The organism is Streptomyces sp. NPDC006314 (assembly GCF_040613075.1).
In the GTDB taxonomy this organism is placed as follows: Bacteria; Actinomycetota; Actinomycetes; order Streptomycetales; family Streptomycetaceae; genus Streptomyces.
Map to the genome: position 1 here is coordinate 25,866 of NZ_JBEXRL010000009.1, position 22,990 is coordinate 48,855.

At 70.6% G+C, this 22,990-nt stretch carries 23 protein-coding genes and 1 pseudogene; 7 read left to right on the forward strand and 17 right to left on the reverse strand.

The window, feature by feature from the left end:
• The first annotated feature begins 115 nt into the window (after positions 1-115).
• Entirely contained in the window at positions 116-1,939 is a 1,824-nt protein-coding gene (locus ABZ079_RS18090) for an endonuclease/exonuclease/phosphatase family protein (RefSeq protein ID WP_356940418.1), read from the forward strand.
• A gap of 192 nt (positions 1,940-2,131) precedes the next feature.
• Here the strand turns inward: ABZ079_RS18090 and ABZ079_RS18095 are convergent.
• The 5 genes and pseudogenes from ABZ079_RS18095 to ABZ079_RS18115 form a co-directional block, all read right to left on the reverse strand.
• Positions 2,132-2,458: pseudogene (locus ABZ079_RS18095) on the reverse strand (ArsR family transcriptional regulator); the annotation flags it as partial.
• 96 nt (positions 2,459-2,554) lie between these two features.
• Positions 2,555-3,022: a DUF3618 domain-containing protein gene (locus tag ABZ079_RS18100; RefSeq protein WP_356940419.1), complete on the reverse strand. Its 468-nt coding sequence runs from the start codon at positions 3,020-3,022 to the stop codon at positions 2,555-2,557.
• A complete protein-coding gene (locus ABZ079_RS18105; RefSeq protein ID WP_356940420.1) occupies positions 3,019-3,438 on the reverse strand; it encodes a phage holin family protein in 420 nt (139 codons plus the stop codon). The genes ABZ079_RS18100 and ABZ079_RS18105 overlap by 4 nt, the downstream gene beginning before the upstream one ends.
• 52 nt (positions 3,439-3,490) lie before the next feature.
• Positions 3,491-4,186, reverse strand: coding sequence for a hypothetical protein (locus ABZ079_RS18110; protein WP_356940421.1), 696 nt, complete (start codon positions 4,184-4,186; stop codon positions 3,491-3,493).
• Positions 4,183-4,323 (reverse strand): hypothetical protein, encoded by a 141-nt coding sequence (locus ABZ079_RS18115; protein ID WP_356940422.1) that lies wholly within the window; start codon positions 4,321-4,323, stop codon positions 4,183-4,185. The genes ABZ079_RS18110 and ABZ079_RS18115 overlap by 4 nt, the downstream gene beginning before the upstream one ends.
• A 168-nt stretch (positions 4,324-4,491) precedes the next feature.
• Here ABZ079_RS18115 and dapA point away from each other — a divergent pair, with 168 nt between their 5' ends.
• Entirely contained in the window at positions 4,492-5,409 is a 918-nt protein-coding gene (gene dapA / locus ABZ079_RS18120) for a 4-hydroxy-tetrahydrodipicolinate synthase (RefSeq protein ID WP_356940423.1), read from the forward strand.
• A gap of 277 nt (positions 5,410-5,686) precedes the next feature.
• Here the strand turns inward: dapA and dapD are convergent, their stop codons facing one another.
• The 9 genes from dapD to ABZ079_RS18165 form a co-directional block, all read right to left on the reverse strand.
• A complete protein-coding gene (dapD, locus tag ABZ079_RS18125; RefSeq protein WP_356940424.1) occupies positions 5,687-6,673 on the reverse strand; it encodes a 2,3,4,5-tetrahydropyridine-2,6-dicarboxylate N-succinyltransferase in 987 nt (328 codons plus the stop codon).
• A gap of 193 nt (positions 6,674-6,866) precedes the next feature.
• The gene (locus ABZ079_RS18130; RefSeq protein ID WP_350957500.1) at positions 6,867-7,199 is read right to left on the reverse strand and encodes a metal-sulfur cluster assembly factor; all 333 of its coding nucleotides are present in this window, start codon (positions 7,197-7,199) and stop codon (positions 6,867-6,869) included.
• Entirely contained in the window at positions 7,196-7,663 is a 468-nt protein-coding gene (gene sufU, locus ABZ079_RS18135; protein ID WP_356940425.1) for a Fe-S cluster assembly sulfur transfer protein SufU, read from the reverse strand. Before sufU ends, ABZ079_RS18130 begins: the two co-directional genes overlap by 4 nt.
• A gap of 18 nt (positions 7,664-7,681) precedes the next feature.
• The gene (locus ABZ079_RS18140; RefSeq protein ID WP_356940426.1) at positions 7,682-8,938 is read right to left on the reverse strand and encodes a cysteine desulfurase; all 1,257 of its coding nucleotides are present in this window, start codon (positions 8,936-8,938) and stop codon (positions 7,682-7,684) included.
• Entirely contained in the window at positions 8,935-9,699 is a 765-nt protein-coding gene (sufC, locus tag ABZ079_RS18145) for a Fe-S cluster assembly ATPase SufC (RefSeq protein WP_356940427.1), read from the reverse strand. The genes ABZ079_RS18140 and sufC overlap by 4 nt, the downstream gene beginning before the upstream one ends.
• Before the next feature lie 7 nt (positions 9,700-9,706).
• Complete coding sequence (locus tag ABZ079_RS18150; RefSeq protein WP_356940428.1) at positions 9,707-10,024, reverse strand: non-heme iron oxygenase ferredoxin subunit; 318 nt, start codon at positions 10,022-10,024, stop codon at positions 9,707-9,709.
• Positions 10,021-11,205: a Fe-S cluster assembly protein SufD gene (sufD, locus tag ABZ079_RS18155; RefSeq protein WP_356940429.1), complete on the reverse strand. Its 1,185-nt coding sequence runs from the start codon at positions 11,203-11,205 to the stop codon at positions 10,021-10,023. The genes ABZ079_RS18150 and sufD overlap by 4 nt, the downstream gene beginning before the upstream one ends.
• Before the next feature lie 54 nt (positions 11,206-11,259).
• Positions 11,260-12,681, reverse strand: a complete 1,422-nt coding sequence (sufB, locus tag ABZ079_RS18160; RefSeq protein WP_356940430.1) for a Fe-S cluster assembly protein SufB — start codon at positions 12,679-12,681, stop codon at positions 11,260-11,262.
• Entirely contained in the window at positions 12,678-13,412 is a 735-nt protein-coding gene (locus ABZ079_RS18165) for an ArsR family transcriptional regulator (RefSeq protein ID WP_356940431.1), read from the reverse strand. Before ABZ079_RS18165 ends, sufB begins: the two co-directional genes overlap by 4 nt.
• Positions 13,413-13,596: 184 nt before the next feature.
• On the opposite strand from ABZ079_RS18165, the gene ABZ079_RS18170 reads away from it, so the two are divergent.
• Genes ABZ079_RS18170 through ABZ079_RS18185 form a run of 4 tightly spaced genes read left to right on the forward strand, consistent with a single transcriptional unit; the run spans position 13,597 to position 17,205 of the window.
• Complete coding sequence (locus tag ABZ079_RS18170; protein ID WP_356940432.1) at positions 13,597-14,412, forward strand: AAC(3) family N-acetyltransferase; 816 nt, start codon at positions 13,597-13,599, stop codon at positions 14,410-14,412.
• Positions 14,413-14,442: 30 nt separating this feature from the next.
• Positions 14,443-15,366: an ABC transporter ATP-binding protein gene (locus ABZ079_RS18175; RefSeq protein WP_356940433.1), complete on the forward strand. Its 924-nt coding sequence runs from the start codon at positions 14,443-14,445 to the stop codon at positions 15,364-15,366.
• A complete protein-coding gene (locus ABZ079_RS18180; protein WP_356940434.1) occupies positions 15,363-16,136 on the forward strand; it encodes an ABC transporter permease in 774 nt (257 codons plus the stop codon). Before ABZ079_RS18175 ends, ABZ079_RS18180 begins: the two co-directional genes overlap by 4 nt.
• Before the next feature lie 58 nt (positions 16,137-16,194).
• The gene (locus ABZ079_RS18185) at positions 16,195-17,205 is read left to right on the forward strand and encodes a COX15/CtaA family protein (protein WP_356940665.1); all 1,011 of its coding nucleotides are present in this window, start codon (positions 16,195-16,197) and stop codon (positions 17,203-17,205) included.
• A 642-nt stretch (positions 17,206-17,847) separates the two neighbouring features.
• Here the strand turns inward: ABZ079_RS18185 and ABZ079_RS18190 are convergent.
• The 3 genes from ABZ079_RS18190 to ABZ079_RS18200 all read right to left on the reverse strand — a co-directional run bounded on the left by ABZ079_RS18190 (position 17,848) and on the right by ABZ079_RS18200 (position 20,446).
• Positions 17,848-18,954 (reverse strand): amidohydrolase family protein, encoded by a 1,107-nt coding sequence (locus tag ABZ079_RS18190; protein ID WP_356940435.1) that lies wholly within the window; start codon positions 18,952-18,954, stop codon positions 17,848-17,850.
• 148 nt (positions 18,955-19,102) lie between these two features.
• Positions 19,103-19,435 carry a hypothetical protein gene (locus ABZ079_RS18195; RefSeq protein ID WP_356940436.1) on the reverse strand — a complete coding sequence of 111 codons (333 nt, stop codon included), beginning with the start codon at positions 19,433-19,435 and terminating at the stop codon, positions 19,103-19,105.
• 93 nt (positions 19,436-19,528) lie between these two features.
• Complete coding sequence (locus ABZ079_RS18200; protein WP_356940666.1) at positions 19,529-20,446, reverse strand: heme o synthase; 918 nt, start codon at positions 20,444-20,446, stop codon at positions 19,529-19,531.
• Between the two features lie 446 nt (positions 20,447-20,892).
• On the opposite strand from ABZ079_RS18200, the gene tkt reads away from it, so the two are divergent.
• Positions 20,893-22,980: a transketolase gene (gene tkt / locus ABZ079_RS18205; RefSeq protein ID WP_356940437.1), complete on the forward strand. Its 2,088-nt coding sequence runs from the start codon at positions 20,893-20,895 to the stop codon at positions 22,978-22,980.
• The last annotated feature ends 10 nt before the right edge of the window (positions 22,981-22,990 follow it).

Genomic DNA, 22,990 nt, shown 5'->3' on the forward strand with positions numbered 1-22,990 from the left:
AAGTTGGGGGGACAACTGTTCACTCGGCTCTACGCGTGTCACAGAGGGCCACGAGCCCCACACGCTTCCGTTCCACCCTCGTCCCGGCGCTCACGCACGTCCCCGGAGGGAACCCTTGCCGAGCAGGTCTTCCGCGCGCCTCGCCGCGCTCACCGTCGCCGCCGCCTGCGGCGCGGCGTCCGTCGTCCTCATCTCCCCCGCGCACGCCGACTCGGTGCGCATCCACGACATCCAGGGCACCACCCGCATATCGCCGTTCGCCGGCCAGAAGGTGACGGACGTGCCCGGCATCGTCACGGCCACGCGCGGCTACGGCTCCTCCAAAGGCTTCTGGGTCCAGGACCCGACCCCGGACGACGACCCGGCCACCAGTGAGGGCGTGTTCGTCTTCACCGGCTCCGCGCCGAAGGTCGCGGTCGGTGACTCGGTCACGGTCACCGGCACGGTCTCCGAGTACGTGCCGGGCGGCACCTCTTCCGGCAACCAGTCGCTGACACAGATCACCAAGCCGGCGATCACCACCGTCTCCGCCGGCAACGCGGTCCCGGCGCCGGTCGTCGTCGACGAGGACTCCGTACCGGACGAGTACGCCCCCACCGGCGACCCGGCCGCGAGCGGCTCGATCAACGGCCTGAGCCTGGAGCCGTCGACGTACGCCCTGGACCGCTACGAGTCCCTGGAGGGCATGAACGTCCAGGTCACCGACGCACGTGTGGTCACCGCGACCGACCCGCACAGCGAGCTGTGGGTCACGGTGAAGCCGTGGGAGCACCGCAGCCGCCGCGGCGGCACGGTCTACGGCTCCTACGACTCCCAGAACACCGGCCGGCTGCAGATCCAGTCGCTGGGCTCGACGGCCGACTTCCCGAAGGCGAACGTCGGTGACACGCTCGCCGGCCCCACCGCCGGCCCGCTGGACTTCAACCAGTTCGGCGGCTACACCCTCGTCGCGAGCAAGCTCGGCACGTTGAAGACCGGCGGCCTGGAGCGCGAGACGACGCAGAGGCAGTCGAGTCGCGAGCTGGCGGTGGCGACCTACAACGTCGAGAACCTCGACCCGTCGGACGCGACCTTCGACAAGCACGCGGCCGCGATCGTGAACAACCTGCAGTCGCCGGACGTCGTGTCCCTGGAGGAGATCCAGGACAACAACGGCGCCAAGGACGACGGCACGGTCGACGCGAGCGAGACCGTCCACAAGCTGATCGACGCGATCGTCGCGGCGGGCGGCCCGAAGTACGACTGGCGCTCGATCGACCCGGTCAACGACCAGGACGGCGGCGAGCCGGGCGGCAACATCCGCCAGGTCTTCCTGTTCAACCCGGAGCGGGTGTCCTTCGTGGACCGCGCGGGCGGCGACTCCACCACCGCCGTCGGCGTCACCAAGGTGCACGGCAAGGCCCAGCTGACGGCCTCCCCGGGCCGGCTCGCCCCGGCCGACGCGGCCTGGAACAACAGCCGCAAGCCGCTGGCCGGTGAGTTCGCCTTCCGCGGCAAGACGGTCTTCGTGATCGCCAACCACCTCAACTCCAAGGGCGGCGACCAGGGGCTGACCGCGCAGTACCAGCCGCCGGTGCGCAGCTCGGAGATCCAGCGCCACGCACAGGCGACCGCGGTGCACGCGTTCGTCAAGGACATCCTGGCCGTCCAGAAGAACGCGGACGTCATCGCGCTCGGCGACATGAACGACTTCGAGTTCTCCGGGACCGCGAAGATCCTCGAGGGTGACGGCGAGCTGTGGTCGGCGATCAAGTCGCTGCCCCGGAGCGAGCGTTACACCTACGACTACCAGGGCAACCAGCAGGTCCTGGACCAGATCCTGGTCAGCCCGGCGATCCGGCGCGGCTGCGACCTGGAGTACGACAGCGTGCACATCAACTCGGAGTTCCACGACCAGATCAGCGACCACGACCCGCAGGTGCTGCGGTTCCGCCCGTAGTTCCGGCCCGGCGGGCTCAGGACTGGCTGAACACGCCGTCCAGCCAGTCCTGCCGGCCGGCCTCGTTCGCCGGGCGTCCGCGTCCTGCGCGAAGTCGTGCACGCTGATGTTGCCCCCCTGCGGCTCGGGCGGATCCATCGGCCACAGATGGCCGCCGGTTCAGGTGGTGACCCGCCTCTCACGCCTCCTCGGGCGCTTGCGGGCCTTCGGGGCGCCGTTGATCAGCGTGCCGACGCCCCGCACGAGGCGGGCGCCGAGCGCGAGGGGCCAGCGTGCGGAGAGCTGGTCACGGAAGCGGTCAGGGTCGGGTTGTACGGCGGAGAGGGCGGCCGGCGAGCTGACGTACGACGCGGCGGTCGCGCGCGTCAGCCGCTCGGTGACGCCGCCCTTGCGGCGCTCCCCGGCCGGCTTGGTTCGCCGCCGACGCCGGTTCGGCGGCCCACTGGGCGAGCAGCCGGACCCGTACCGGGTCGAGCGATACGGCCGCGTCGAGTCCTCGATCCTGTTCACGTCGAGCACGGGTCCACCCTCCCACCGAGAACTCCCTGTCCAGGAGGACGAGGTTTCCGGTGAGAGGGTGGGATGGGATGGAGCCTCTGTGTTCCGCGCCCGCGCTCAGTGGTGGCGCCGCCTGCTCCAGGCGATGCCGGCCGTCACGGCGGCCACGCCCAGCACACCCACGGCCAGGATCGGCAGCGCACCGCGCAGCGACTGCGGGACGGAGCCCTCCACGGCGTGGCCCGCGCGCCCGGCCCTGAGCTGGACGGCGTGACCGGCACGGCCGGCCCGGTCCTGGACGGCGTGTCCGGCGTGGGCCGCCCGGTCCTGCATCGCGTGCCCGGTCCTGGCCGCCCGGTCCTGCACGGTGTGCCCCGCCTGGGCGGCGCTCACGCGCAGCTGAACCGTCATGGCGCCGGCCTTGTCCCTCAGGTCGGCGGCCCGGGCGCGGGCCCGGCCCTTCACATCGGCCCTGTCCACCAGCTGCGCGACGGTCTCGCCGAGCTGGTTCCTGGTCTGTTCGATCTGCTGCCGCAGCTCGTCGGGGCCCTTGGCGCCCGAGCCGTGCTGAGTCCTGTGCCTCATCGGTGTGCCCTTTCCCTGATCGCGTCGACGTCCGCCCTGACGCTGCCGAGTGTCTCCTCGGGTGCGGGCGGGGCGGCACGGCGCAGCTGGGCGCGTCCGGCCGCGGCCAGCAGGCCGGCTACAGCGAGGAAGACCGCCGCCACGATCAGTGCCGCCGCCCACACGGGCAGCGCCAGGGAGAGTGCGGCGGTGGCGGCGCCGGCCAGGGTGATCAGCCCGACGTACCCGACGGCGCCCGCGGCGCCGAGCAGGCCGCCGCCACGTCCGGCGCGACGTCCCTTCTCGGTCAGCTCCTCCTTGGCGAGGGCGGCCTCCTGCCGCAGGAGCCGGGAAAACTGTTCGGTGGCCCGGCCGACGAGTTCACCGGTGGAGGGGTGCCCGTCGGCCGCGGGCCGTGCGTGCGGGGTCACGGTCACGGTGTCCGCCTCCTCTCTGTACGGAACATCCGGGTACCCGGCCCGAGGACCCTTAGCCCTGCTCCGCTCCCCCGCCCCCGCCTTCACCCAGGCGGGCCAGTTGGGTCTGGAACCAGTCCAGACGTGCCTGCAAAAGGGCGGCCTCGGCGACGAGTTCGGGCACGCCCGGCCCGGAGTCGGGCATCAACTCGGCGGACGGGTCCGCTGCACCGCCGCCTCCCGGGACCACCCGCAGTCCTTCCCCGGCCAGCCGGGCGAACCCCGCGAGGGAGACGGACGTACGCCCGCGCACACAGCCCGCGCAGACGGGCGCGAGGACCCGCCAGCCGGGTCTGCCCCAGCCGGCGTCGGCCAGCCCGACCGCGCCGGCACCGCAGCCGCAGGCGCCCACGGTCGCCGTACGCACCCGCTGCCGGGCGTAGCGGAAGCCGCGCTCGAAGCGGATGTAGGCGCCGAGCACGGAGACCTCGAGCAGGGCCACCGTGCGGTGCTCGGCGGTGCACAGCAGGGCCTCGGCGGCCATACGGTCGTGGACGCAGTGGAAGCCGCAGTCGCACAGCCGCGCGGGTGGGCGGTGTCTTCGGCCGTAGACGCAGGAGGCGTCGTCGAGCACCCCGTACGGCAGTGCCCCGCCCAGCGACACGCCGGTGAACCCGGCCCGGGTGCCGTCCTGGGACAGCACCGGGTGTGCGATCTTGTATCCGGTCGGCGGCTCCGTGGGGCGTTCGGCCGGGAGCCGCAGTCTCATCGGGTGGCCGGGGCCTCTTCGCGAGCCGGCTCGGCCGGTTCGGTGCGGACGATGTCCTCGGGGAGCCGTGCTTCGTCCTCGTGGACGAGCGGCCGCTCCTCGGCGACCCCGGTGGCCAGTGCCTTGCCCAGCTTCATGGTGCCTCCCATGACCTGACGTCGGTGACCCTCCGGCCATAGTGACCCATGAGTGCCGAGTTGGACACAGGACCTCCGGCCCAACCCCGGACACATTAGAGTCGCTTAGCAGTACTGCGCAGAAGAATTAAGTAGAGCTTCACATAGGGCCGCGCCGAGACTACTCCCATGACGAGCACACACAAGCCCGCCCCGCCCTTCGGACGCACACTGTGCGCGATGATCACACCGTTCACCGAGGGCGGCGCCCTCGATCCGGAGGGAGCCGGGCGCCTGGCCGCGCGGCTGGTGGAGGAGGGCTGCGACGGCCTGGTCCTGAACGGCACCACCGGGGAGTCGCCCACCACCACGGACGCGGAGAAGGCGGAGCTGATCGCGGCCGTCCGGGAGGCGGTCGGCGACCGGGCGACGCTGGTCGCGGGCGTGGGCTCGTCCGACACCCGGCACACGGTCGGACTTGCCCTCGCGGCGGAGCAGGCGGGCGCCGACGGCGTGCTGGTGGTGACGCCGTACTACAGCAGGCCGCCGCAGGAGGCCGTGGCCGCCCACTTCCTGGCGGTCGCCGACGCGAGCGGCCTTCCGGTGATGCTCTACGACATCCCGGGCCGCACCGGCACCCGGATCGAACCGGACACGATGATCCGCCTCGCGGAACACCCGCGGATCGTAGCCGTCAAGGACTGCTCCTACGACTTCCTCGGCACCCAGAAGGTGCTGGCGCGCACGGAGTTGGCGTACTACGCCGGCTGCGACGAGCACGTGCTCGCGCTCTACGCGGTCGGCGCGGCGGGCTGCGTGAGCACCGTCGGCAACGCCGTACCGGCCCATGTCTCCGCGATCCTGGACGCCTTCGACGCGGGCGACACGGCCCGGGCGAGGGAACTCCAGCTGGAGGCTATGCCGTTGATCGAGGCGATGATGGGTGCGGGCCTGCCGGGCACGGTCACCACGAAGGCACTGCTGGCCCGCCTCGGACTGCCCGCCGGCCCGGTGCGCGCACCGCTGCTGCCCGCCGGCCGGGAGACGGCCGACGGGCTGCTGACGCTGTACGGACGGCTCGTGGCGGACACCCCGGGCGCGGTCTGATCACCTCTCGGCGAACACCGGCTGCCGGTCCTGCCGGTGGTGGTCGCCGCCCGGCTTCCGCGAGCCGCTGAGCGGGAGGGCAACGTCTCACGGTCAAGACCATTGAGCGTCCGGACGGGGTCCTTCGGAAGACCGAGGCGATCGCGGCCCACGCCGATTTACCGACGCTCGGACTGACCAGGTGGGCCGTGAACCGGGCAGGTGTGTCGCGTAGGTGTCCGTGACGGGCGACGAAGCGCCCCTCACCCGGGGTGAAGGGCGCTCCATGCGGGGTGCGTCAGTTGTGGCTGTGCAGGATGTCGTTCAGGCCGCCCCAGACCGCGTTGTTCGGGCGGGCCTCGACCTTGCCGGTGACCGAGTTGCGGCGGAAGAGGATGTTGGAGGCGCCGTTCAGCTCGCGGGCCTTGACGATCTGGCCGTCGGGCATGGTGACCCGGGTGCCGGCGGTGATGTACAGGCCGGCCTCGACCACGCACTCGTCGCCGAGCGCGATACCGACGCCCGCCTCGGCGCCGATCAGGCAGCGCTCGCCGATCGAGATGATCACGTTGCCGCCGCCGGACAGGGTGCCCATGGTGGAGGCGCCGCCGCCGATGTCGGAGCCGTCGCCGACCACGACACCGGCGGAGATCCGGCCCTCGACCATGGAGGTGCCGAGGGTGCCGGCGTTGAAGTTGACGAAGCCCTCGTGCATGACCGTGGTGCCCTCGGCGAGGTGCGCGCCCAGCCGGACCCGGTCGGCGTCGGCGATGCGGACGCCCTTCGGGGCGACGTAGTCCGTCATGCGGGGGAACTTGTCGATCGAGGTCACCTGCAGGTGCAGGCCTTCGGCGCGGGCGTTCAGCCGCACCTTCTCGATGTCGTCCACGGCGACCGGGCCGAGCGAGGTCCAGGCGACGTTGGCGAGGTGGCCGAAGATGCCGTCCAGGCTCTGTCCGTGCGGCTTGACCAGGCGGTGCGAGAGCAGGTGCAGGCGCAGATAGACGTCGTGCGCGTCGATGGGCTTCTCGTCCAGCGAGGCGATGACCGTGCGGACCGCGACCACCTCGACACCTCGGCGGTTGTCCGGGCCGATCGCCGCGGTCGCACCGCCGCCCAGCAGCTCCGCCGCCTGCTCGGCGGAAAGCCGCTCGGTGCCGGCGGGGCCCGGCTCGGCGACCAGCTCGGGGGCCGGGAACCAGGTGTCGAGAACGGTGCCGTCGGAGGCGATCGTGGCGAGGCCGGCGGCCACGGCGCCGGTGGTGCGGGAAGCAGAGTCGGTCATGGGAAAAACCTAACGTGAGGCGGGGTGTGGGAGCGAACCGTGTCTCACGTGCCGGGCGCCGGTTCAGGGGATCACCCGAACCAGCGCCCCCCGCGCGTCCTCCTCGTCGTACGAATCGGGTGGGCGGGCCGGGCTGGGCATGCGAAAGCGGCGGTACCCGTGCGGGTGCCGCCGCTTCACACGTGAGGTGTTCTCAGACGTTGAACCCGAGCGCCCGGAGCTGCTCGCGGCCGTCGTCCGTGATCTTGTCCGGGCCCCACGGCGGCATCCAGACCCAGTTGATGCGCAGCTCGTTGACGAGGCCGTCCGTGGCGGACTTGGCCTGGTCCTCGATGACGTCCGTCAGCGGGCAGGCCGCCGACGTCAGGGTCATGTCGACGGTGGCGATGTTGGCCTCGTCGACGTGGATGCCGTAGATCAGGCCGAGGTTGACGACGTCGATGCCCAGCTCGGGGTCGACGACGTCCATCAGGGCCTCGCGGAGTTCTTCCTCCGAGGCCGGCTTCATCTCCACGGTGTCGCTCATGCGGTCTTCCTTTCGGCGGCGGCGCCACCCAGCGCCTGGGCCGTCGCGTCTTTCCACGCCATCCAGCTCAGGAGGGCGCACTTGACCCGGGCGGGGTACTTGGAGACACCGGCGAACGCGACCGCGTCCTCCAGGATGTCCTCCATCGCGTCGTCCGGCTCGATCCGCCCCTTGGACTGCATCAGCTCCAGGAAGGTCTCCTGGATCTTCTGCGCCTCGGTCACGTCCTTGCCGACCAGCAGCTCGTTCAGCACGGATGCGGAGGCCTGGCTGATGGAGCAGCCCTGGCCCTCGTACGAGACATCCGCGATCTTCGTGCCGTCGTACTTCACGCGGAGGGTGATCTCATCGCCGCACGTCGGGTTCACGTGGTGCACCTCGGCGTCGCCATCCCGCAAGCCCCGTCCGTGCGGGTGCTTGTAGTGGTCCAGGATGACTTCCTGGTACATCGAGTCCAGCTTCACGGTTTCAGCTCACGCCTCTCAGCCGAAGAAGTTCCGAACGTGCTCCAGCCCCTCGACCAGTGCGTCGATCTCGGCGGGTGTGGAGTACAGATAGAACGACGCTCGCGTGGTCGCAGGAATTCCGTAGCGGAGGCACACGGGCCGCGCGCAGTGGTGGCCGACGCGGACCGCGATGCCCTGCTCGTCGAGGACCTGGCCCACGTCGTGCGGGTGGATGTCACCCAGCGTGAAGGAGATCGCGGCCCCGCGGTCCTCGGCCGTGGTGGGGCCGATGATCCTCAGGTCCGGGACCTCGCTCAGCTTCTGCACCGCGTACTCGGTGAGCGCGTGCTCGTGGGCGAGGATCTTGTCCATGCCGATCGACTGGAGGTAGTCGATGGCTGCGCCGAGACCGACCGCCTGGGCGATCGGGGGCGTGCCCGCCTCGAACTTGTGCGGCGCCGGGGCGTAGGTCGAGGAGTGCATCGAGACGGTCTCGATCATCTCGCCGCCTCCCAGGAACGGGGGCAGGTCCTCGAGCAGCTCCTGGCGGCCCCACAGGACGCCGATGCCGGTCGGGCCGCACATCTTGTGGCCGGTGAAGGCCACGAAGTCGGCCTGGAGGGCCTGCACGTCCAGCGGCATGTGGGGAGCGGCCTGCGAGGCGTCGATGCACACCAGCGCGCCGACCTCCTGGGCGCGGCGGACTATCGCGTCGACCGGGTTCAGGGTGCCCAGGATGTTCGACACCAGCACGAAGGAGACGATCTTCGTCTTCTCCGTGATGACCTCGTCGATGTTGGACAGGTCCAGCCGGCCGTCGTCGGTCAGGCCGAACCACTTCAGCTTCGCTCCCGTGCGCTGCGCCAGCAGCTGCCACGGCACGATGTTGGAGTGGTGCTCCATCTCCGTGATGACGATCTCGGTCTCGTGGTCCACCCGGTAGGGCTCATCGGCCCAGCCCAGCATGTTCGCCACGAGGTTCAGGGACTCGGAGGCGTTCTTGGTGAAGATCACCTCGTCGCGGCTCGGCGCGTTGATGAACTCCGCGACCTTGTCGCGCGCGCCCTCGTACAGCGCCGTGGCCTCCTCGGCGAGCACATGCACACCGCGGTGGACGTTGGCGTTGTAGCACTCGTAGTACTCGCTCAGGGCGTCCAGTACCTGGCGCGGCTTCTGCGAGGTCGCGGCGTTGTCCAGGTACACGAGCTTCTTGCCGTCGTGGATCAGTCGGTCCAGGACGGGGAAGTCCTTGCGGATCGCCTCGGTGTCGAGGAGGCCCGGCAGCTGTGTCACGCGGATGCGCCACCCTTCGTGTATGCCTCGTAGCCCTCGTCCTCCAGCTTGTCGGCGAGCTCGGCGCCGCCGGACTCGACGATCCGGCCCGCGGAGAAGACGTGGACGTAGTCGGGCTTGATGTAGCGCAGGATGCGCGTGTAGTGCGTGATCAGGAGGGTGCCGACCTCACCGGTCTCGCGGACGCGGTTGACGCCCTCGGAGACGATGCGCAGGGCGTCGACGTCCAGGCCGGAGTCGGTCTCGTCGAGGATCGCGACCTTCGGCTTGAGCAGCTCCAGCTGAAGGATCTCGTGGCGCTTCTTCTCACCGCCGGAGAAGCCCTCGTTGACGTTGCGCTCGGCGAAGGACGGGTCCATGTGGAGGCGCTCCATGGTCTCCTTGACCTCCTTCACCCAGGTACGCAGCTTCGGGGCCTCGCCGCGGACCGCGGTGGCGGAGGTGCGCAGGAAGTTGGAGACCGAGACGCCGGGGATCTCGACCGGGTACTGCATCGCCAGGAACAGGCCCGCGCGGGCACGCTCGTCGACGGACATCTCCAGGACGTCCTCGCCGTCGAGGGTGACGGTGCCGCTGGTGATGGTGTACTTCGGGTGACCCGCGAGCGAGTAGGCGAGGGTCGACTTGCCCGAGCCGTTGGGGCCCATGATGGCGTGCGTCTCGCCCTGCTTCACGGTGAGGTCGACGCCCTTGAGGATCTCCTTCGTGGCGTTGTCGGCCTCGACGGTGACGTGCAGGTCTCGGATTTCAAGCGTTGCCATGGGTGCCTCAGGACTCCTGGGTGAGGGAGACGAGCACGTCGTCCCCTTCGATCTTTACGGGGTATACGGGGACGGGGCGCGTCGCGGGGAGGCCGGACGGCTTGCCGGTGCGAAGGTCGAAGGCGGAACCGTGGAGCCAGCACTCGATCTGGCAGTCCTCGACCTCGCCCTCGGAGAGCGAGACGTTCGCGTGGGAGCAGATGTCGTGGATGGCGAACACTTCCCCCTCGGTCTTCACGACCGAGACCGGCGTGCCGTCGAGTTCCACCCGTTTCGGGGTGTCCTCCTCCAGCTCGCTCAGCCCGCAGGCGCGTACGAAGGTCATGCGACCGAAGCCTCCAGCTCCTCCTCGATCTTGGCGAGCAGGCGCTCCTCGATGTCGGCGACACCGATCTGCTGGACCAGCCCGGCGAAGAAGCCGCGGACCACCAGGCGGCGGGCCTCGTGCTCCGGGATGCCGCGGGCCATCAGGTAGAAGAGCTGCTCGTCGTCGAAGCGGCCGGTGGCGGAGGCGTGGCCGGCGCCGACGATCTCGCCGGTCTCGATCTCCAGGTTCGGCACCGAGTCGACGCGCGCGCCGTCCGTGAGGACCAGGTTGCGGTTCATCTCATAGGTGTCCGTGCCCTCGGCCTTGGCCTCGATGAGCACGTCGCCGATCCAGACCGCGTGCGCGCTCTCGCCCTGCAGCGCGCCCTTGTACATGACGTTCGACTTGCAGTGCGGGGTGTTGTGGTCGACGAGGAGGCGGTGCTCCTGGTGCTGGCCGGAGTCGGTGAAGTACAGGCCGAACAGCTCGGCCTCGCCGCCGGTCCCGGCGTAGGAGACACGCGGGTGCAGACGCACGAGGTCACCGCCGAAGGTCACCACGAACGACTTGAAGGTGGCGTCCCGGCCGATCAGCGCGTTGTGCTGGCCGACGTGGACGGCCTTGTCGTCCCAGTCCTGGACGGAGACGACGGTCAGCTTGGCGCCGTCGCCCAGGACGTAGTCGACGTTGGCGGCCAGCACGGCGTCACCGGTGTGGTCGATGACGACGACGGCCTCGGCGAAGGCTCCCAGCTCGATCACCTGGTGGCCGTAGGCGACCCCGCCCTCGCCGTGCACGGCGATGCGGATCGGCTCGGTGAGGACCGTCTCCTTGGGGACGGTGACCACGCCGGCCTTCTCGAACGCCGAGTACGCCTGGGCGGCGACGCGGTCCACGGGGGTGCCGGCCCTGCCGATGCGGGCGTCGTCGCGGCCCACGGTCTCGACGATCACGCCCTCGGGGGCCTGGACGTCCACCTTCACGCCGTCACCGGTGGCGACCGCGGTGCCGTCGTGCAGCCCGCGCAGCCGCTCCAGCGGGGTGAAGCGCCACTCCTCCTCGCGGCCGTGCGGAACCGGAAAGTCCGCCACGTCGAAGGACGGGGGCGCGCTCATGCGCGTGGCGACGGTCGACTCGGCGGCCACCGCGATCTGGCCGGCGGTGGTGGAGCCCACCGGGATGTTCTGAGCCTCAGCCATGGCTGTCGTAGTGCTCTCTCTCTGAGTAAGACGTGTGCTGACCGACGGGGCGGGTTAGCCGACCGCGCCTTCCATCTGCAGCTCGATCAGCCGGTTGAGCTCGAGGGCGTACTCCATGGGCAGCTCCTTGGCGATGGGCTCGACGAAGCCGCGCACGATCATCGCCATCGCCTCGAACTCGCTCAGGCCACGGCTCATCAGGTAGAAGAGCTGGTCCTCGGAGACCTTGGAGACCGTCGCCTCGTGGCCCATGGACACGTCGTCCTCGCGAACGTCCACGTAGGGGTACGTGTCGGAGCGGGAGATCGTGTCGACGAGCAGCGCGTCGCACAGCACGTTCGACTTGGATCCGGCGGCGCCCTCGCCGATCTCGACGAGACCGCGGTAGGAGGTGCGGCCGCCGCCGCGCGCCACGGACTTCGACACGATGTTGGAAGACGTGTTCGGCGCCATGTGGACCATCTTGGAGCCGGCGTCCTGGTGCTGCCCCTCGCCCGCGAAGGCGATGGACAGGGTCTCGCCCTTGGCGTGCTCGCCCATCAGGTAGACCGCCGGGTACTTCATCGTCACCTTGGAGCCGATGTTGCCGTCGATCCACTCCATGGTCGCGCCCTCGTACGCCACGGCGCGCTTGGTGACCAGGTTGTAGACGTTGTTCGACCAGTTCTGAATGGTCGTGTAACGGCAGCGGGCGTTCTTCTTGACGATGATCTCGACCACGGCGCTGTGCAGCGAGTCCGACTTGTAGATCGGGGCCGTGCAACCCTCGACGTAGTGCACGTAGGCGCCCTCGTCGACGATGATCAGGGTCCGCTCGAACTGGCCCATGTTCTCCGTGTTGATGCGGAAGTAGGCCTGGAGCGGGATTTCGACGTGCACGCCCTTCGGCACGTAGATGAAGGAGCCTCCGGACCACACGGCGGTGTTCAGCGACGCGAACTTGTTGTCGCCGACCGGGATGACCGTGCCGAAGTACTCCTTGAAGAGCTCCGGGTGCTCCTTCAGGGCGGTGTCGGTGTCGAGGAAGATGACGCCCTGCTCCTCCAGGTCCTCGCGGATCTGGTGGTAGACGACCTCCGACTCGTACTGGGCGGCGACACCGGCGACGAGGCGCTGCTTCTCGGCCTCCGGGATGCCCAGCTTGTCGTAGGTGTTCTTGATGTCCTCGGGCAGGTCCTCCCAGGACTCCGCCTGCTTCTCCGTGGAGCGCACGAAGTACTTGATGTTGTCGAAGTCGATGCCCGACAGGTCCGACCCCCAGTTCGGCATCGGCTTCTTCTCGAAGAGCTTCAGGCCCTTCAGGCGCAGCTTCGTCATCCACTCCGGCTCGGACTTCTTCTCCGAGATGTCGCGGACGACGTCCTCGTTCAGGCCACGGCGCGCGGACGCACCGGCCACGTCGGAGTCGGCCCAGCCGTATTCGTACTTGCCCAGGCCCTCGAGTTCGGGGTGGGCAGTCTCCGTGGGGAGAGTCATGCGGGGTTCCTCCCGGCCGTGCTTGCAGGTGCGTCAGTGGAAATCTTGGGAATGAACGTCGTGCAGACGCCGTCGCCGTGCGCGATGGTCGCCAGTCGCTGGACGTGGGTACCCAGCAGCTCGGCGAAGATCTCCGTCTCCGCCTCGCACAGCTGCGGGAACTTCTCCGCGACATGGGCGACCGGGCAGTGGTGCTGGCAGAGCTGCTCGCCGACCGGTGCGCTACGCGCCGTAGCAGCGTACCCGTCCGCACTCAGGGCCTTGGCCAGCGCTTCGGCGCGCTTGTCGGGGCTCACGCTCTCGATCGCCTCGCGGTACGCGCCCGCCTGGGCGGCGATCCGGGCGCGGGCGAAGGCGGCGACCGCCTCCGCCCCGCCCTCGCGCTCGGCGATCCAGCGCAGGGCGTCCGCGGCCAGCTTGTCGTACGACTGGTCGAAGGCGTCCCGTCCGCAGTCGGTGAGCGCGAAGACCTTCGCGGGACGGCCACGCGTGCGCGTGCCGTACACCCGCTGCTCGCGGGCCACCACGACGTCGTCGGCGACCAGCGCGTCCAGGTGGCGCCGGACGGCCGCCTGGGTCAGGCCCAGCCGGCCCGCGAGTTCGGCGACGGTCGACGGGCCGTGGTCCAGGATCGACCGCGCGACCCGGTTGCGCGTCGAGCGCTCTCCGGTCGCGAGCTCCTCCTGAGGGGGCCCCACCGGGGTCTCCCGAGCCACGTCGACGTTTTTCACAACGCCATTGTTGCGTAATTCCTCAGAGACTGACAAGCGGCGTCCGGATCACCGGGCGGTGCCCTGCATCACTTAGGCATACCTAATCCGACCTGCGGAAACGATCTTTTGATCGATCATTCCCGGACACCCGCGAGGCGGAATCGGTAGCGTTCCACGGCACCTTCGTGAAGACTCCCGAAGCATGCCCACACCCCCTCCGACCGGCCCTCTTGTCACTCGGGACACCGTCGCCTCGCAGGTGCGCCTGCTGGGTGTCGGGACCGGCGAGACCCTCCTCGTGCATTCCTCCCTCCGTTCCCTCGGCTGGGTCAACGGAGGCGCCGTCGCCGTCGTCCAGGGCCTCCTCGACGCGCTGGGCCCCTCCGGCACGCTCGTGGTCCCCACCCAGACCGGCGACCAGTCCGACCCGGCCGTGTGGGGGAACCCCCCGGTGCCCGAGGAGTGGTGGGACCGCATCCGGGCCACCATGCCCCCGTACGACCCCCTGATCACCCCCTCGCGCGGAGTCGGGGTGGTCCCCGAGACCGTGCGGAACTGGCCCGGCGCCCTGCGCAGCGCGCATCCGCAGACCTCCTTCGCGGCCCTCGGCCCGCGCGCGAAGGAGATCACCGGCGGACACGCGCCCGACTGCCGGCTCGGCGAGCGCAGCCCGCTGGCCCGGCTGGAGAAGCTGGGCGCCCGGGTGCTCCTGCTCGGCGCGGGCTACGGCACCTGCACCAGCTTCCACCTGGCCGAGTACCGCATACCGGCGCCTCGCGTCGAGGTCGGACGGCCGGCGCCCGGCGGCGGCTGGGAGACGGTGATCGAGGTCTCGATCGACTCCGACCGGTTCGACGAACTGGGCCACGACTTCGAACGGGACCGGCCCGTCGTACGCGGGAAGGTGGGCGCGGCGGACGTACGGCTGTTCCCGGTGGCGGACGCGGTGGCCTACGCCGAGCGGTGGCTGCCGGTGCACCGCCCCCGTGAGGAGGAGTTCCCGTACCCGGCCGCCTGAACGGCAAGCGGTCTCCCTAGACTCTGGAGCATGCGAAGTGAGCCCGTGGTCCAGGTCCAGGCCCTGGTGAAGCGGTACGGCACGAAGACCGCGGTGGACGGCCTCGACCTGGTGGCCCAGCCGGGCGTGACCGCCGTCCTCGGTCCCAACGGGGCGGGGAAGACGACCACGGTCGAGACCTGCGAGGGGTACCGGAAGCCGGATTCCGGCACGGTGCGCGTCCTCGGCCTCGATCCCGTCCGGCGGTCCGCCGAGCTGCGGCCCCGGATCGGTGTCATGCTCCAGTCCGGCGGCGTGTACTCGGGCGCCAGAGCGGACGAGATGCTGCGCCATATCGCCAGGCTGCACGCGCACCCGCTGGACGTGGACGCGCTGATCGAGCGCCTCGGGCTCGGCTCCTGCGGCCGGACCGGCTACCGGCGGCTGTCCGGTGGCCAGCAGCAGCGGCTCGCGCTCGCCATGGCCGTCGTGGGGCGCCCGGAGCTGGTGTTCCTCGACGAGCCGACGGCCGGCCTCGACCCGCAGGCCCGCCGGGCCACCTGGGACCTGGTGCGGGACCTGCGCGCCGACGGCGTCTCGGTCATCCTCACCACGCACTACATGGAAGAGGCCGAGCGGCTCGCCGACGACGTCGCGATCATCGACGGCGGGCGGGTCATCGCCCAGGGCTCCCCCGAGGCACTGTGCAAGGGCGGCGCCGAGAACACCCTCCGCTTCACCGGCCGCCCCGGCCTCGACGTGGGCTCCCTGCTCAAGGCGCTCCCGGCCGACTGCACGGCCGCCGAGCTGACCCCGGGCGCCTACCGGGTCGTCGGCAAGGTCGACCCGCAACTGCTCGCCACGGTGACCTCGTGGTGTGCCCAGCACGGGGTGATGCCGGACCGCATCTCGGTGGAGCGGCACACCCTGGAAGACGTCTTCCTGGAGCTGACCGGCAAGGAGCTGCGCTCATGACCACCGCCTCGGGCACCTACACCCCGAAGCCGGGTGCGGCACCCCTGTCCCGCATGATCGCGGCGCAGGCTGCGCTGGAGACGAAGATGCTGCTGCGCAACGGCGAGCAGCTGCTGCTGACGGTCGTCATCCCGACTCTGCTGCTGGTGCTCTTCAGCTCCGTGGACATCGTCGACACCGGCAAGGGCAAGGCCGTCGACTTCCTCACGCCGGGCATCCTGGCGCTCGCCGTGATGTCGACGGCGTTCACCGGGCAGGCCATCGCGACGGGCTTCGAGCGCCGCTACGGCGTCCTCAAGCGCCTCGCCTCCTCCCCGTTGCCGCGATGGGCCCTGATGACCGCGAAGACGGTGTCCGTACTGGTCACCGAGGTCCTCCAGGTGATCCTGCTGACGGTGATCGCCTTCGCGCTGGGCTGGTCCCCGCACGGCAACCCCGCCGCCGTGCTGCTCCTGCTGGTCCTGGGTACGGCGGCCTTCTCCGGGCTCGGCCTGCTGATGGCGGGCACCCTGAAGGCGGAGGCGACGCTGGCCGCCGCCAACCTGGTCTTCCTGCTGCTGCTCGTCGGCGGCGGGGTGATCGTGCCGCTGGAGAAGTTCGGCCCGGCCGGGCAGCACGTCCTCGGCCTGCTGCCGATCTCGGCGCTGTCGGGCGGGCTGCGGGACGTGCTCCAGCACGGCGCCGGCATGCCCTGGGGCGACCTGGCGGTCCTCGCCGTGTGGGCGGTGCTCGGGCTGGCAGCCGCAGGGAAGCTCTTCCGATGGGAGTGAGCCTCGTGGCCGCCGGGAGAGCGACCCTCGTGAACGCGTGCACAAGCGGCGGCCTACGATGGTGTGCGTGCCCATGCTGACCCGCGCCGACGCCCAGGCGGCCCTGCGCAACCCGCTCGCCTTCATCGCCGGACGCTGGACCCCGGGTCCCCGGACCGTCCAGCGTGCGGCCCTCGCCGCACTCGTCATGTCGGTGGTCATCGTCGTCACCGGCGGCGCCGTCCGGCTGACCGGCTCGGGCCTCGGCTGCCCGACCTGGCCCACCTGCACCGACGACTCGCTGACCACCACCCGGGCCATGGGCCTCCACGGGGTCATCGAGTTCGGCAACCGCATGCTGACGTACGTGCTGTGCGCGGCCGTCGGCTGGGCGATCATCGCGGCCCGCTCCCAGAAGCCGTGGCGGCGCAGCCTGACCCGGCTGGGCTGGGCGCAGTTCTGGGTCGTCATGGGCAACGCGGTGCTCGGCGGCATCGTGGTGCTGGTCGGCCTCAACCCGTACACGGTCGCCGCGCACTTCCTGCTCTCCACGGCGCTGATCGCCGTCGCGACGGCGATGTGGCAGCGCACCCGGGAGGGCGACAGGGCGCCGCGTCCGCTGGTCGGCAAGGCGGTGCAGCAGCTGGTGTGGTTCCTGGTGACCGCGTCCGTGCTGCTCATCGCGGTCGGCACGGTGGTGACCGGTGCCGGACCGCACGCGGGTGACTCCAGCGAGGTCGACCGGATCCCCATCGACTGGGAGAGCGTGGCCAAGCTGCACGCGGTGCTCGCCTGGATCGTGGTCACGCTGACGTTCGCGCTGTGGTTCGTCCTGAAGGCGGTGGACGCGCCCCCGGGGCCACTGGCGCGGACGCGGGAGCTGTTCCTGGTCCTGCTCGCCCAGGGCGCGATCGGTTACGTGCAGTACTTCACGCACCTGCCCGAGGTCCTGGTCGCCCTCCACATGCTCGGCTCGTGCCTGATCTGGATCGGCACGCTGCGCGTCCTGCTGTCGCTGCGCGAGCGCCCGGAGGCCGCCCTGGACCTGCCCGGTCCCCCGGCCGAGGTGACGGTCGGCACGCGCGCGTGACTCACCCGTACGTGGTGTCCAGCGCGTCGATCGCCGGGCCGGGGCGGCCCCGGGTCAGCTCGGCGGGGCGGGCGAGCCGGCCGTCGCCGGCCGGAGCGGAGTCCGCGTAGCGCCGTCACGCGATGCCCGCGGCCGCCCCGGCGGGGCGCCCAGGGCCGGCAGCTCGCCGAGCGTCTGCCGCTTGGAGATCGGCCAGCCGCTTGGAGGACAGCCGTCCGTCACACAGGGTCACGGTGGCCCGGGCGGAGGCCGGCAACCCCAGGTCGGCCCGGACGTCCTGCCGCCACAGCCGGGACCTGCCGACCGCCGGCCGACACCGCCGCTGGGGTTCCGGCGGGAACAGTCCGGCCGGCCGCTCGCCGTGCAGCACCCGGCCCCGTCCTGCAGTCCGCGCCGGGTGACGGGGAGTGACCGGGCGGCGCATCACCTGTCCGTGGGCCAAGGTCGGATGCGGGCCCAGGTCGGATGCGGCCGTTCCGGATCGTCCGGGGTGCCCGGGGCGAGGTGGCTGCGATGGAGTTTCGCGGCCGTGCACCCGGACGGCGAGAGGGCGCGGCTCCGGCAGTGCGTCCAGGAAGCCGCCGAGGAGCGCGTCGGTGGGCATCGCTCAGTCCGTACGGCGGGATCCCGCCGTACAGATCCTCAGTGCAGTCCGTACACCCGTCGTGCGTTGTCCGCCGCGATCAGCCGGGCCACCCGCTGGGCGTCCTCCTGCGACCACGCGCCCTCGGCGACCCAGCTGCCCAGGACGCGGTCCAGGGCCTCGCGGAAGAGGCGGGCCCCGACGACGTGCAGCTCGGGCAGGCCGTGGGCGCCGGTGGAGAAGAGGATCTTGCCGAAGGGGGCCAGCTCCAGGATCTCCGCGAGGACCGTGGCCGCACGGGCGCCGGTGCGCACGAGCGCGGCGCCCGAGTCGGCGTAGACGTGCGGGAAGACACCGGCCAGATGCGCGGCGTGCCGGTGGTACGGGTAGCCGTGCAGCAGGATCAGGTCGACGCCGAGGCCGGCCGTGGCCCGCACGAAGTCGGTGAGCAGCACGGGGTCCGTGCGGTCGATGCGGGAGCCGGGCTCGCCGAGTCCGGCGTGGAGTTGCAGCGGCAGACCGGAGGTGACCGCGATCCACAGCAGGTGCCGGAGCAGCACCGGGTCGGTCAGCGGCCCGCCGACCCGTCGCCCGGCCAGCCAGCGGCCCGCCGCGCCCCGCACCTCTCCCGGTCCCGGTTGCTCCGGCGCGAGGGCCAGGCCGTTTCTGAGGCCCGCGACGGAGGTGAAGGCGACCGCGTTCGCGGCGGCACCGTGCACGGACTCGGTGAGGTTGGCCAGGAAGGACCCGACGGTGCCGGAGGTGTCGGCGACCTGCTCGGCCAGCAGCTCCAGACGGACGATCTCGCGGGCGGCGGCGCCGCCGTCACAGGCCATCTCGGCAGGGCCGGTGAGGTCGCCGGGCAGGCCCGTGTCGACGAGGTAGGTGGTGATCCCGCTGCCCCGGAGCAGCCTGCGGCCCGCTTCCAGGGCGCCCAGTTCCCGGCGCCGGGCCAGATAGCGGGCGGGCGGGCAGTGCGGTTCCAGGCCGAGCAGGGGTGGGCACCAGCGCCGCACGGCGAAGCCGGTCTGGGTGTCGAAGAGGGTGGTGCCCGGGGCCGGTGGTCCCTCGGTGCGGGCCAGCTGGGCCTCGAAGGTGGCGAGGCCCAGCTCGGTGCGCAGTACTCCGTGGCAGTACTGGTCCACGAGGGACGGCGTCTCGATCATTCCGGCTCCCCGCAGGACGTGGTCTTACCCGTCCTAACGGGTGAACGGGGTTCGAGGTCGCGGCTCAGCCCGGGACTGCGGGTGGCCTGGCGGGTGCCGGTTCGTCGGGTTCTCCGCGCGGTTCCCCGCGCCCCTTGGGGGTGACTGCTCAGCCGCCGATCTGCATGCCGGCCATCCTCTTCCACTCGTACGGCCCCGTCGTCACCTTCGCCGCGAACTCGCCGTCGAAGGACTCGTGGACGGTGATGCCGGACTTCTCCACCGCCTGCTCGGCGATCTCCGTGCTGGGCGCCACCAGGTCGCCCCAGCCGCCGTCCTCGCCGACGAGCACGATGCGGGCACCGCGTTCGCCGATGTGGGACACCTGGCCCTCGGCACCGCCGTGGGCCTTGGAGAAGGCGCTGATCTGCCGGACGAGCTTCGCCACCTTGCGCTCGGTCCTGGCGCCGGCCTTCGGGTCAACCTGCTGCGTGTCTGCCATGGCCAGGATGCTACCGACGGGTAGATCAAACGGCGACGGGAGGGGTGCGTGGCCTTGGCCACGCACCCCTCCCGTACCGGAGAACAGAGGAGGCTAGCGGAGGAACGGATCCACCGCGACGGCGACGAAGAGGATCGACACGTAGGTGATCGACCAGTGGAAAAGGCGCATCTCCTTCAGCTTGACCCCGGTCACCTCGGCCTTCGCCCGGTTCTGCAGCCCGTGCGCCTCCCAGAGCCAGAAGCCGCCGGCCGCGAGCGCGACCACCGTGTAGAACCAGCCGGTGTAGCCGAGCGGGGTCAGCAGCAGGGAGACGGCGACCATCACCCAGCTGTAGATGACGATCTGCCGGGCGACCACCTTGTTGGAGGCGATGACCGGCAGCATCGGCACGCCCACGCGCGCGTAGTCCTCCCTGACCTTCATGGACAGCGGCCAGTAGTGCGGCGGGGTCCAGAAGAACATGACGAGGAAGAGGACGATCGGCGCCCATGCCATCGAGTTCGTGACGGAGGACCAGCCGATCAGCACCGGGAGGCAGCCCGCGATGCCGCCCCACACGATGTTCTGTGACGTACGCCGCTTGAGGATCATCGTGTAGACGACGACGTAGAAGAGGAGCGCTCCGAGTGACAGCCAGGCGCTCAGCCAGTTGACGGTGAAGCCGAACAGCAGGGTCGAGACGACCGCCAGGGTGATGCCGAACGTCAGGCACTCGCGCGGGCTGACCATGCCGGTCACCAGCGGCCGCTGCGAGGTGCGGTCCATCAGGGCGTCGATGTCCCGGTCGATGTACATGTTCAGCGCGTTGGCGCCGCCCGCGGAGAGGTAGCCGCCGACGCAGGTGAGCAGGACCAGCTTCAGGTCGGGCACACCCTGCTGTGCCAGGAACATCACCGGAACGGTGGTGATGAGCAGCAGCTCGATGATCCGGGGCTTGGTCAGCGCCACGAACGCCTTGACACGGGCCCCGAACGGCCGATGAACCGGGCCCTGGCTCGCACCGAGCACACCCTCCCCCAGGGCCTTAAGGGCCTGGGAGGTGCCCCCAGGACGGGATTCGACGGCCGTCACGCACACCCCTGACAGAGACATCCCAGCAAGCCCCCCGTGTGAGGTCGGGGTAAAGGCTCGCGCGTACCACGCCACTTTAGACGCTGCCCATACCCCGGCCTTCGCGGGGGTGGGGTCGTGTTGGCGCACGTCCCATTCGAGGTGCCATAGCACTCGATTGAGCGGTCAGATGAGCGCCTCCGTATTCATGTGCCAAATGCCTTGTCGGCCCAGTCGGCAGGCGGATCGCACGGAGTCCCGGCAGTCTGGAAACACTCGAAAAAACGCACGTCCTTACGGGGGTAGGCTCGACAGCGGCCGGCGGGCAGAAGCACGCCGGCGGCCGGGTGGGCGCATGCCCCGAAGACCGGCGACCGACATGTGGAGAGGAGCCCTGACCCAGGGTGAGCACCAAGCCGACCACCACAGACCTTGAGTGGACCGACCTGGACCAGCGGGCCGTGGACACCGCCCGCGTCCTGGCCGCCGACGCCGTACAGAAGGTCGGCAACGGCCATCCCGGTACGGCGATGAGCCTGGCCCCGGCCGCCTACACCCTCTTCCAGAAGGTGATGAGGCACGACCCGGCCGACCCGGAGTGGGCCGGGCGCGACCGCTTCGTGCTGTCCGCCGGCCACTCCTCCCTGACCCTCTACACGCAGCTCTACCTGGCCGGTTTCGGCCTGGAGCTGGACGACCTGAAGGCCTTCCGGACGTGGGGTTCGAAGACCCCGGGTCACCCGGAGTACGGGCACACCAGGGGCGTCGAGACCACCACCGGCCCGCTGGGCCAGGGTGTGGCCAACGCGGTGGGCATGGCGATGGCCGCCCGTTACGAGCGCGGCCTGTTCGACCCGGACGCCCCGCAGGGCGAGTCCCCCTTCGACCACTTCATCTACTGCATCGCCGGTGACGGCTGTCTGCAGGAGGGCATCTCCGCCGAGGCGTCCTCGATGGCCGGCCACCAGAAGCTCGGCAACCTGGTCCTGCTGTGGGACGACAACCACATCTCGATCGAGGGCGACACCGAGACGGCCGTCTCCGAGGACACCGTCAAGCGTTACGAGGCCTACGGCTGGCACGTCCAGCGCGTGGAGGCCAAGGAGAACGGCGACCTGGACCCGGAGGCGATCTTCGCCGCGATCCAGGAGGCCAAGCGGGTCACCGACCGGCCGTCCTTCATCGCGATGCGCTCGATCATCGCCTGGCCCGCCCCGAACGCGCAGAACACCGAGGCCGCGCACGGCTCCGCGCTGGGTGACGAGGAGGTCGCGGCCACCAAGCGCGTCCTCGGCTTCGATCCGGAGCGGACCTTCGAGGTCTCCGACGAGGTCATCGCCCACACCCGGCAGGCGCTCGACCGGGGCCGCCAGTTCAAGGCGGAGTGGGAGAAGTCCTTCCAGGAGTGGCGGAACAACAACGCCGAGCGTGCCTCCGACTTCGACCGCATCAGGAAGGGCGAGCTGCCCACCGGCTGGGAGGAGAAGCTCCCGGTCTTCGAGCCCGGAAAGGCCGTCGCCACGCGTGCCGCCTCCGGCAAGGTGCTGCAGGCGCTGGGTGCGGTCATCCCCGAGCTGTGGGGCGGCTCCGCCGACCTCGCCGGGTCGAACAACACCACGATCGACAAGGACAGCTCGTTCCTCCCCGAGGGCAACCCGCTGCCCGAGGCCAACCCGTACGGCCGCACCATCCACTTCGGCATCCGCGAGCACTCCATGGGCGCGGAGCTGAACGGCATCACGCTGCACGGCAACACCCGCGTGTACGGCGGTACCTTCCTCGTCTTCTCCGACTACATGCGCAACGCGGTGCGCCTGTCGGCCCTGATGCACCTGCCGGTGACGTACGTGTGGACGCACGACTCCATCGGCCTCGGCGAGGACGGCCCGACCCACCAGCCGGTCGAGCACCTGGCCTCGCTGCGCGCCATCCCGGGCCTGAACATCGTCCGCCCGGCCGACGCCAACGAGACCGCGATCGCCTGGCGCGAGATCCTCAAGCGCTGGACCAAGGAGTTCGGCAAGGGCCAGCCGCACGGCCTCGCGCTCACCCGCCAGGGTGTGCCGGCCTACGAGCCCAACGAGGAGGCGGCCCGCGGCGGCTATGTGCTGTTCGAGGCCGAGGGCGGAGAGCCGCAGGTCGTCCTGATCGCCACCGGTTCCGAGGTGCACGTGGCCGTCGAGGCGCGTGAGCGGCTCCAGGCCGAGGGCGTGCCCACCCGCGTCGTGTCGATGCCGTGCGTGGAGTGGTTCGAGCAGCAGGACCAGGGGTACCGGGAGACCGTGCTGCCGCCGTCCGTCAAGGCCCGTGTCGCCGTGGAGGCGGGCGTCGGCCTGACCTGGCACAAGTACGTGGGGGACGCCGGCCGCATCGTGTCGCTGGAGCACTTCGGTGCTTCCGCGGACGGCAAGGTGCTCTTCCGGGAGTTCGGTTTCACCGCCGAGAACGTGGCCGCGAAGGCGCGGGAATCCCTCGCCGACGCCCAGCGCTGACGCTCACATA